Source organism: Flavobacterium sp. (genome assembly GCF_044360715.1).
Taxonomy (GTDB): Bacteria; Bacteroidota; Bacteroidia; order Flavobacteriales; family Flavobacteriaceae; genus Flavobacterium.
In genome coordinates this window covers 1-10,053 of the sequence record NZ_JBIKJY010000038.1, presented here as the reverse complement: position 1 = coordinate 10,053, position 10,053 = coordinate 1, and the positions used below count along the sequence as shown (strand labels likewise).

The window sequence follows — 10,053 nt, the reverse complement described above, 5'->3', positions numbered from 1 at the left end:
ACAATTGTTACATCGTGTTTGGAAAGAAGAAATTGGGCCTGTTGACAAAGAAAATAGAGAAAAAATTTGGCAAGAGTTTAGTGAAATTACTAAAATTCTACACGATAAACGTGAAGCATTAGCATCTCAATTTAAAGAAAAAGAGCAAGAAAATTTAACTCGCAAAAACGAAATTATTGCTCAAGTAAATGCATTAAGTACAGAAAAAGTTACGAATCACGGTGAGTGGCAAAATCAAATTGTAAAATTAGAAGCGTTACGTGATGCATTCTTTAAAGCAGGACGCGTGCCAGCTGAAGCTACAGAAGTTACTTGGAGTAATTTTAAAAATGCTGTTCGTGCTTTTAATGCTACGAAAAATTCATTTTATAAAGATATTAAAAATGAACAACATCGTAATTTAGAATTAAAATTAGCCTTAATTGAGAAAGCAAAAGCGAATATCGATACGGAAGATTTTGATGCTACTACTCCAATAATGAAGCAAATTCAAGAGGAATGGAAAAAAATTGGTCATGTACCAAGAAAACTTTCTGATGAAATTTGGGAAACATTCAAAAAAACTTGTAATGCTTATTTTGACAGATTACATGAGTCAAGAAAAGAAGAAATCGGCGTAGAAGTTGAGGCTTTTGAAAAGAAAAAAGAATACTTAGAAATCGTTCGTGCATTTCAATTAGTGGGAGAACATAAAACCGATTTAGACGCCATTAAAGCACATATTACTGCATGGAAAGAATTTGGTAAAGTACCTCAAAACCGTCGTCATATTGAAGGAAAATTCAATAAAATATTAGATGCTTTATTTGAAAAACTAAGTTTGTCTAAAAAAGACTCTGAAATGATGAAATTTAGCAATCGTTTAGAGCAACTTTCGGAAGGAAACGACCAAAGAGCGATTGCCAACGAGCAAATTTTTATTAGAAGAAAAATTGACGAATTGAATAATGAAATCAATCAATTAGAAAACAATATTGGTTTCTTTAATAATGCAAAAGGAAACAATCCATTTATTAAAGAAGTGCAAAAAAATATTGAAAAACATAAAGAGGAATTACAAACCTGGAAAGACAAACTAAAAAAGTTAAACACCATTTAATTTCTACTTCAATACATAAAAAAAGACTGCTAATTGCAGTCTTTTTTTTGTTATAAAAAGTATCAAACTTACAATTCATCCATAAAAAACGACAGTTGGGTTAGATATAATTTTTTAAGTGAATTAATATATTGAATTTTGTCTCAGAAATAAAAAAACAAAATTATGATACAACTTATCCTTTATTTAATCGCAATTATTGTGCAATCACTTAATTTTTAATTATTTTTATACTAAACCTTTTTACTATGTTTGATAAACTCATCAAAGAAATTCCAAGAGCGATAATTTTATCCATTGCTGTTTTTTTAGTTTTATTGGTAATAAAATTAATGACAGGCATAACCATTCAATTGAATGAATTTTTGCTAATTAATTTTGGCTACACCATGTTATATGGAATAACTTTATATTTTGCCAATGCGTACTTATTTATATTTTTAGACAGCATTTTTGAATTAGAACGCTTTACAAAACGAAGAATACTTTTGGGTTTTTTGGGTTCATTTTTAATTTCCGTTTTCGTTATTTTTTTATTGCGAATTGTTGAAGATGTACTTATCGAAGGCCTAAGTTTTGAAGTGTTTTTTCAAAAAGAAACCTTAGCAAATTATGTAGTATCAATTATAATTACATTTTTTGTAACCTTAGCGTTTCATGCGTTTTACTTTTATAAAGCGTATCAAGAAAACAAAGTAAAAGAACAAAAAATCATTGCAGGAACAGCCTCAGCACAGTTTGAAAGTTTAAAAAACCAAATCGATCCGCATTTTTTGTTCAATAGTTTAAATGTGTTGAGTTCGTTAATTGAAGAAAATCCAATTGCAGCACAAAAATTTACTACATCTTTATCAAAAGTATATCGCTATGTTTTAGAACAAAAAGACAAAGAATTGGTTTCGGTAACCGAAGAATTAACCTTTGCCAAAACCTATATGAATTTACTTTTAATGCGATTTGAAAACAGCATCACATTTGAAATTCCTGAAAACATTGAGAACGATGAAGCAAAAGTGGTTCCATTATCCTTACAATTATTGCTTGAAAATTGCATCAAACATAATGTAGTAAGTGAAACCAAACCGCTTCATATCAAAATTAGCATCGAAAATGGAGCGTTAGTCGTATCAAATAATTTACAAAAGAAAGACGTATTATCAGGCAGAAAAGGAGTTGGATTAGAAAATATTGTAAATCGATACGGAATTCTAACCAATAGAAAAGTTATAGTAGAAGAAAATGAAAATGAATTTAAAATAAGCCTACCCATATTAACCAAACAAATTTCAGTTATGGAAACCAACACCCTATTTTCAGAAAATGCTGCTTACGCAAGAGCCAAAAAACGTGTAGAAGAATTGAAAGGCTTTTATGGAAATTTAACTGCTTATTGCGTCGTAATACCAACATTGGCAATTTTTAATTACAATACATATTGGGAATTCCAATGGTTTTGGTTCCCGATGTTAGGTTGGGGATTAGGCGTTTCATTCCATGCGTTTGGCGTTTTCGGATATGGAAAATCGTGGGAAGAACGAAAAATTCAAGAAATTGTAAGTAAAGGAAAAAATAATAATTGGGAATAAAAATTCAATATAAAATTCAATAACAATATCAAATTCAGTAATAAATTATGGAAAATATAACTTCAGAACAAATTCGCTACGAGGAAGCGGTAAAACGAGTAAAAAAATTAAAAGGATTTTACACACATGCATTAGTATATTTGGTAATTAATAGTATGATAGTCATTTTAAATATTCAAAACTTAAATGAAGGCGAAAGTTATTTTCAGTTTAAGAACTTCTTCACGGCTTTCTTTTGGGGAATTGGATTATTAGCGCATGGTTTGTCTACATTTTTGCCTTATTTTATTTTAGGAAAAGATTGGGAAGCACGAAAAATAAAAGAGTTGATGGAAAAGGAAAAAGCGAATAAGTGGGAGTAATATAATGTGTCAATTTGAAAATGTGCCAATTTGAAAATTTAATAAATTATGCAAAACGAAAATATTCCCCCTTTGGGGGTTAGGGGGCTGAACATCATCATCATCGAAGACGAAAAGCCTGCAGCTCGATTATTGCAGCGAAAAGTTGAAAAACTTGGACTGAAAGTAACTAAAATGCTTCATTCAGTGGAGGAATCAATGGTTTGGTTTCAAAATAATTCGCATCCTGATTTGATTTTTTTGGACATTCAATTATCTGATGGCTTATCGTTTGAACTATTTGAACAAATTGATATCAAAAGTGCGGTTATTTTTACTACTGCTTATGACGAATATGCGTTGCGTGCGTTTAAACTGAACAGCATCGATTATTTATTAAAACCAATTGACGAAGAAGAGCTATCAGTAGCGATTTTAAAATTCAAAAATCAATTTCAAAAAAACACCATTTCTAATTTAGATTTTGAAGCGATAAAACGTATGTTAATCAATCCTATGGAAAAGGAATACAAATCGCGTTTTTCAGTGAAAATTGGTCAACAATTAAAAGTAATTTCAATTGATGAAATAGAATGTTTTTATAGCGAAAATAAAGGCACCTATATTCATACGATAGACAACAGAGATTATTTAATTGATTCTACTTTAGAAGTTGTAGAAGCTGAAATTAATCCAAAAGAATTTTATCGTGTTAGCCGAAAATTTATTGTTCCGTTGAAAGCTGTTAAAGAAATTCAAGTGTATTCTAATTCAAGATTAAAAATAATATTACCAACGTACAAAGACGATGAAGTAATTGTATCGAGAGAACGCGTTAGTGATTTTAAAGAGTGGATTGGCTAATGAATAACTGTTTTTCTGATGCCTATCAAAACAAGTATGAATACTGAATACAAAATAAAAAAAGGCACAATAAATTCAATATATCCAAACGTTAATAATATTGCAATAATAAGCAATTGAAAACCCAATCCGTATAAAGAAACTAATGTCATAAACCAATTTGGAAACGTTTTGATTTTATAGGCATTTGAGTCTAATAAATGAATAACTTTATCAAAAAAGCCATAAACTAGGGTGTAAATTCCAAATAAAATAGTTACCAATTTTTGCGATTCACCTGGTAACGCTTTTGGGGTTTTGTATTCAAATATCTTGCTGGTTGTATCGCCTCCAACCGATTTATTTCTTAAAATCACATAATAATAATTGTATAAGGTGCCTTGTAACTGAATACAAATAAAGGCAAGTGCTGCATACCAAACGGTACTGTTTGACATGTAACAAATTGTCATAAAAAACATAAAATTTAAGATAATATCAAAAACACTATCTAAATACCTTCCAGAATAGGATGGTGTATTTTTTAAACGGGCTAATTCACCATCAGCGGCATCAATTCCAGATTTTAAAATGATGAAAAATGCTGCGGCGATATAATATTGGTTTAACATGCAATAAATTGCAATTAATCCAGAAATTCCGAATAAAAGCGTTACGTGAATGGGTGTGAAACAAGTTTCCTTTAAGGAATTAGCCAAAAGTTTACCGAAAGACCTTCCGTAATCTGATAAATCTAAAAATTTATCTTGCGCTGCGAGTTTAGACATTAATTAAATCTAAAGAAATGTGACAATATAGTCGGACTGCAAAAGTAATATTATTTTTCTGTAATTTTTTTATTTTCTAACAGTAAATAAAATTGAACACTGAATAAGAGTGTCGCCAATACTAAATGTATAGTTTGACTTCCGAAAGGAAAATCGACATACACCATAATTACACCTGATAGTATTTCGAAAATTAAAATTCTAACTATCCAATTTACTTTTTCAAAACCCAATTGAAGATTTCTATTTCGAAGAAGTAAAAATAAATTTGCCAAAAAGACGACAATTGAAAAACTTCGATGAAAGTAAAATGTGATTTCAGGTTGTAACAACCAAAATGATTTTGGAGCACCCGATTTTTCAATTGTATCAATAAACTCACGAACATAAGTTCCTAAAACAACTTGAACAACAGTAAGAATTAGTACTACAACAAGTGCTATACTAAACTTTTTATCGTATTTTCTAATGCTATTTTTTGCCGAAACCACATATATGACATACAACTGTAAAGCCACAATTAAGAAGGCAGTTAACATATGCGTGGTAATTTTAACAGGACTTAATACCGAATCAACCACCGTTTTTCCTAACCAAGCTTGAAAACCCATTAGTATACAAACCAAAAGCGAATAGATAACTATTTTTTTGTTTTCTTTCCAATAGCCAAATGCAAAAATAAACGCTACAAAACAGGCAATTCCTGCCAAAGCACCAAGCAATCTATTGATGTATTCAATCCAAGTATGTGCTGGGTTAAAAATAGCATAATCGTGTTTGGTATAGGCTTTCCAATTGTTTTCTGAAAAGGAAGTAGAAGCTATAAAGTCAGATTTTGCCACAAGTAAACCTTCGTCTTTAATAATCACTTGACCTTCATCGTAAGCTTTATTAGGTGTGAATTCAAGTTCTTTTTGTTCTGTTGGCGGAATATAATAACCAAAACACTTTGGCCAATCTGGACAGCCCATTCCTGAGCCAGTCATTCGTACCAAAGCACCAGCAAGAATTACTAAATAAACTAAAACTAATGCCGTTTTTGCTGTTGTAAGAAAATATTTTTTCATTGGTTTAATTAAGTTTCAAAGTTGCAGAGTTTCAAAGTTGAAAAGTTACAGGGTTTGTTTTATTTTGTTCATAAAAGAAGTTAACATTCGTTCAAGTTCTCTGCTATCTTCGTAAAGAGTATTAAAATTTTCTAAAGAAATATAGTTCAAGTTATATGCAATTTCAACTTGTGTTTGAAATTCGAAAAGTGAGCCTAAAGAAATAGTTAAAAATCTATAATAATCTTTATTTGTTCCTCTTCCAAAACCTTCCGAAATATTACTTGGAATTGAAATAGCACATCTTCTTATTTGTGAAGTAAGACCAAATTGTTCCTCTTTAGGAAAACCAGCTGAAACAGCATAACAGTTTGTAACTAAAGTCATGGCTTTCTGCCAAATAAGCAAGTCTCTAAATGTCTTCACTTTAATCTAAATATTTAAAATCATCAATTAATCACTATTTTTAACTTTGCTACTCTGAAACTCTGCTACTTTGCAACTCTAACTAATCCCATTTTTTTAGCACGCTTTAAAACAAATTCTTTTGCAGGTTCGTATTCATTTGGAATTTCACCGTCTAAAATGGCCTCTTTTACAGCTTCTTTTAAAGCACCAATTTCACGACCTGGTTTTAATCCGAATAGTTCCATAATTTCTTCTCCAGAAATTGGTGGCTGAAAAACTCGAACTCGGTCCTTCTCCTCTACTTCAACTATTTTCTGACGTACAATTTTAAAATTATTGTGATATTTTTGAAATTTTTTACTGTTTTTTGTAGTGATATCGGCTTCGCAAAGTGCCATTAAATTTTCTATATCTTCACCAGCATCAAAAACCAAACGACGTACGGCTGAATCGGTAACAATTTCTTCAGCTATTACAATTGGTCTTGAACTCATCATAACCATTTTTTGAACAAACTTCATTTTCTGATTTAAAGGCATATGAAGTCTTTCAAAGATTTTTTTAGCCATTTTGCCGCCTAAAAATTCATGTCCGTGAAATGTCCAACCTTGTTTTTTGTTGAATTTTTTAGTGGGTGCTTTGCCAATATCGTGTAATAATGCTGCCCATCGTAACCAAACATCTTCTGTATTCGGACAAATATTATCTACTACTTCTAACGTGTGGTAAAAATTATTTTTATGTGTATGCCCTTCTACTTCTTCGACATTATTTAAAGCAGTCAATTCTGGTAAAATTAGGTCTAATAAACCTGTTTGATACAAATGCAAAAATCCGATAGATGGTTTATCTGATGACAAAATTTTGTTTAATTCATCTACAATTCGTTCACCTGAAATAATATTGATTCTGTCTTTATTTTTGGCAATTGAAGATAAAGATTCGCTTTCAATTTCAAAATTTAATTGGGTCGCAAATCTAATGGCTCGCATCATTCGTAAAGGATCGTCAGAATACGTAATATCTGGATTCAAAGGTGTTTTTAATAGTTTATTTTCTAAATCGGCAACACCATTAAATGGATCCACTAAATCTCCAAAATTTTCAGAATTCAGAGAAAAAGCCATTGCATTAATGGTAAAATCACGACGTTCTTGGTCGTCTTTTAAAGTTCCATTTTCAACTAAAGGATTTCTGCTATCGTGTGTATATGATTCTTTTCTTGCCCCTACAAATTCAATATCCATTTCCTTATAACGTAACATAGCTGTTCCGTAGTTTTTGAAAACTTGAACTTTAGGTTGGTTTGAAAGTAATTCGGAAACTTTTAAAGCTAATTCAATACCGCTTCCAACAGCAACAATATCTATGTCTTTTTTATGATTTCTATCCAATAAAATATCGCGAACAAAACCACCAATAACATAGCATTCCAAGTTAAGTTCTTGTGCGGCTTGCGATATGATTTTGAAAATTTTATTTTCTAAATGTTGTTTGTAATTCATTTGTTAATTAGTCAATTTGACAATTAGTCAATGTGCCAATTTTATAGCAAAAAAAATTATTGGCTAATTGACAAATCGATATATTGGCACATTTTATTTGCGAATCACCTTTACCTGGCTATCTAATGTTAATTTGATGATGGCCGAAGGTTTTTTGCAAACTTTATCGTGGTGCAAATTTACAACATAGTCGACTCCTTTTATAATTTCTGGTGAAATTTCTTTGAAATTCATTGGTGTAGCATTTCCAGAAATATTTGCAGATGTGGAAACTAATGGTCGTTTCATACGTTCCATTAATTTAAAACAAAATGGTTCTTTTACTATTCTTATTCCTAAAGTATTATCTTCTGCAATTATATTTTTAGCTATATTTTTTGGTTGATCCAAAATTAAAGTGGTTGGTCGTTCTGAATGGTCTAAAATATCCCATGCCACTTCTGGAATTTTTGCAAAAACATTATACATCATTTTTTCACCATTCATTAGGCAAATCATACTTTTTGATTCTTCACGTTGTTTTAACGCATATATTTTCGCAACAGCTTCTTCGTTGGAAGCATCGCAACCAATTCCCCAAACCGTATCTGTTGGATACAAAATAATTCCGCCATTTTTAATGACTTCATAAGCATTGTGAATTTCTTGATTAATATCCATGTTTTAAAATTCTAATTTTGGTAATTGTTTTTTAATTACGGCAGGTATACCGGCTACCATACAATTGTCTGGTACATTTTTGGTTACTACAGAACCTGCAGCAATGATTACATTTGAACCAATTTGAACATTTGGTAAAATAGTACTATTGGTACCAATAAAAGTGAATTTACCAATTTTACAATTTCCCGAAACATTAACATCTGGACAAAGCTCTACAAAATCATCAATAAAAACGTCATGACCTATGGTACATGATAAATTAATTAAAACACCCTTTCCTATAGTAATATCGTTAGTAAGTACTGAATTTGTCATAATATTAGCACCCAATCCAATTGAATTTCCATAACTCCCAATATGAGAAAAAGGACTAATCAATGTTGTTAATTTACCACCAATACTTTCAAATTTTTTAACTAATTTATATCTAAGTATTGGATTTCCTATTCCAATAATAAAATTAGAATCCCCATCATTAAATAGTTTTTTGGCTTCTTCAATTGATGTTAAAATGGGAAAAATATCGTACAAAGAAGTTACAATATCCTCATTTACATCATCGTAAAAAAATAAATTATCTATTTCATTTTTTTGCTTAAAAATTTCTAAAACTTCTTTAGCAAAACCTTTTGCACCAATTATTAGCATGCTACTGTGGTATTAATTATAGTTATAATTTTTTCTAAATCTTGTTTTTCCAAACCTACATACAAAGGCAAACATAAAATTTTTGAAGCTATAGATTCTGAAATTGGCATGGCTGCACCTTTTACAAAATCAATTGAATTTAAAGAAGGATAAAAATATCTTCTTGGAAATATATTCGATTCATTAAGTCTATTTTGAACTTTTAATAACTCTTCCTCAGAATTAAATATTACAGGAAAATAACTGAAGTTCCATTGTGTGTTTTCTCTAATTTTCATTGTTGAAATATGAGTGAAAACTAAATTATTCAAATAAAAATCTACAACTTTTTTTCTTTCAGAAAATATAAATTCCAACTCATCAAACACAGCTAATCCCATAGCGGATTGTAATTCCGAGATTTTAGCATTAATTCCTAAACCATGAAATTCCAAAGGTCCATTATGTCCAAAATTATGACTATAAAAAAGTTTTTGAAACAAATTTTCATCATTACAAAACATCGCACCACCTTCACCCGTATGAAATATTTTAGTAGCATGAAAACTACATGTACTTACATCACCAAAATTAAAAATTGAAGTTCCGTCATAAGTTACACCAAAACAGTGTGCAGCATCATATATAATTGCTAAATTATGCTTATTGGCTATATTCTCAATTGCTTCAACATGACACGGATTTCCAAAAACATGAGTAGCTAAAATAGCTGTTGTTTTAGGCGTAATAGCTGATTCAATTTTTGTTTCATCAATAGATAAATATTCTGGATGGATGTCTACAAAAACCGGAGTGCAATTTTCCCAAAGTATTGCAGATGTAGAAGCAATATATGAAAATGGCGTGGTAATAACTTCACCTTGATTTCCTAATAATTTTATTGCAATTTGCAAAGGAATGGTTCCGTTATTGGTAATAATTAAATTTGATGTACTATATTTTTTTTTTATTTTATTTTCAAGTTCTAACGTTAACTCTCCTCTGTTTGTTAGCCACACTTTTTCCCAAGCTCTTTTAAGATAAGATTGGTACGACTCAATTGATGGTAAAAATGTTTTTGTTACATTTATCATTTATATTTTTTTTGTAAAAATAAAGATTTAAATTTGTAAAAAAAACATGTATT

The 10,053-nt window shown here is 30.1% G+C and carries 11 protein-coding genes; 4 read left to right on the top strand and 7 right to left on the bottom strand.

The genetic code is table 11. The features are described from left to right. From ACIQ16_RS09855 to ACIQ16_RS09840, 4 genes are all read left to right on the top strand, one after another. Nucleotides 1-1,099 (top strand): DUF349 domain-containing protein (locus tag ACIQ16_RS09855; RefSeq protein WP_396151083.1); only part of this gene is annotated, 1,099 nt, incomplete at its 5' end. Nucleotides 1,100-1,347: 248 nt separating this feature from the next. Next, entirely contained in the window at nucleotides 1,348-2,685 is a 1,338-nt protein-coding gene (locus tag ACIQ16_RS09850) for a 2TM domain-containing protein (RefSeq protein ID WP_396151081.1), read from the top strand. Between the two features lie 47 nt (nucleotides 2,686-2,732). Continuing rightward, nucleotides 2,733-3,047 (top strand): 2TM domain-containing protein, encoded by a 315-nt coding sequence (locus ACIQ16_RS09845; protein ID WP_396151079.1) that lies wholly within the window; start codon nucleotides 2,733-2,735, stop codon nucleotides 3,045-3,047. An 87-nt stretch (nucleotides 3,048-3,134) separates the two neighbouring features. Next, complete coding sequence (locus ACIQ16_RS09840; protein WP_396151085.1) at nucleotides 3,135-3,890, top strand: LytR/AlgR family response regulator transcription factor; 756 nt, start codon at nucleotides 3,135-3,137, stop codon at nucleotides 3,888-3,890. Here the strand turns inward: ACIQ16_RS09840 and ACIQ16_RS09835 are convergent. From ACIQ16_RS09835 to ACIQ16_RS09805, 7 genes are all read right to left on the bottom strand, one after another. Further along, a complete protein-coding gene (locus ACIQ16_RS09835) occupies nucleotides 3,887-4,657 on the bottom strand; it encodes a CDP-alcohol phosphatidyltransferase family protein (RefSeq protein WP_396151077.1) in 771 nt (256 codons plus the stop codon). The two genes, ACIQ16_RS09840 and ACIQ16_RS09835, sit on opposite strands and share 4 nt — an antisense overlap. Nucleotides 4,658-4,707: 50 nt before the next feature. Continuing rightward, entirely contained in the window at nucleotides 4,708-5,724 is a 1,017-nt protein-coding gene (locus ACIQ16_RS09830; protein WP_396151075.1) for a heme A synthase, read from the bottom strand. 45 nt (nucleotides 5,725-5,769) lie between these two features. Then, nucleotides 5,770-6,129: a four helix bundle protein gene (locus ACIQ16_RS09825; RefSeq protein WP_396151073.1), complete on the bottom strand. Its 360-nt coding sequence runs from the start codon at nucleotides 6,127-6,129 to the stop codon at nucleotides 5,770-5,772. 65 nt (nucleotides 6,130-6,194) lie between these two features. Continuing rightward, a complete protein-coding gene (locus ACIQ16_RS09820; RefSeq protein ID WP_396151071.1) occupies nucleotides 6,195-7,616 on the bottom strand; it encodes a CCA tRNA nucleotidyltransferase in 1,422 nt (473 codons plus the stop codon). Between the two features lie 93 nt (nucleotides 7,617-7,709). Then, on the bottom strand, nucleotides 7,710-8,276 hold the full coding sequence (locus ACIQ16_RS09815; protein WP_396151069.1) for an L-threonylcarbamoyladenylate synthase: 567 nt from the start codon (nucleotides 8,274-8,276) through the stop codon (nucleotides 7,710-7,712). Nucleotides 8,277-8,279: 3 nt separating this feature from the next. Beyond that, nucleotides 8,280-8,927 carry an acetyltransferase gene (locus tag ACIQ16_RS09810; protein ID WP_396151067.1) on the bottom strand — a complete coding sequence of 216 codons (648 nt, stop codon included), beginning with the start codon at nucleotides 8,925-8,927 and terminating at the stop codon, nucleotides 8,280-8,282. Further along, complete coding sequence (locus tag ACIQ16_RS09805) at nucleotides 8,921-10,000, bottom strand: DegT/DnrJ/EryC1/StrS family aminotransferase (protein ID WP_396151065.1); 1,080 nt, start codon at nucleotides 9,998-10,000, stop codon at nucleotides 8,921-8,923. Before ACIQ16_RS09805 ends, ACIQ16_RS09810 begins: the two co-directional genes overlap by 7 nt. Between the last annotated feature and the right edge of the window lie 53 nt (nucleotides 10,001-10,053).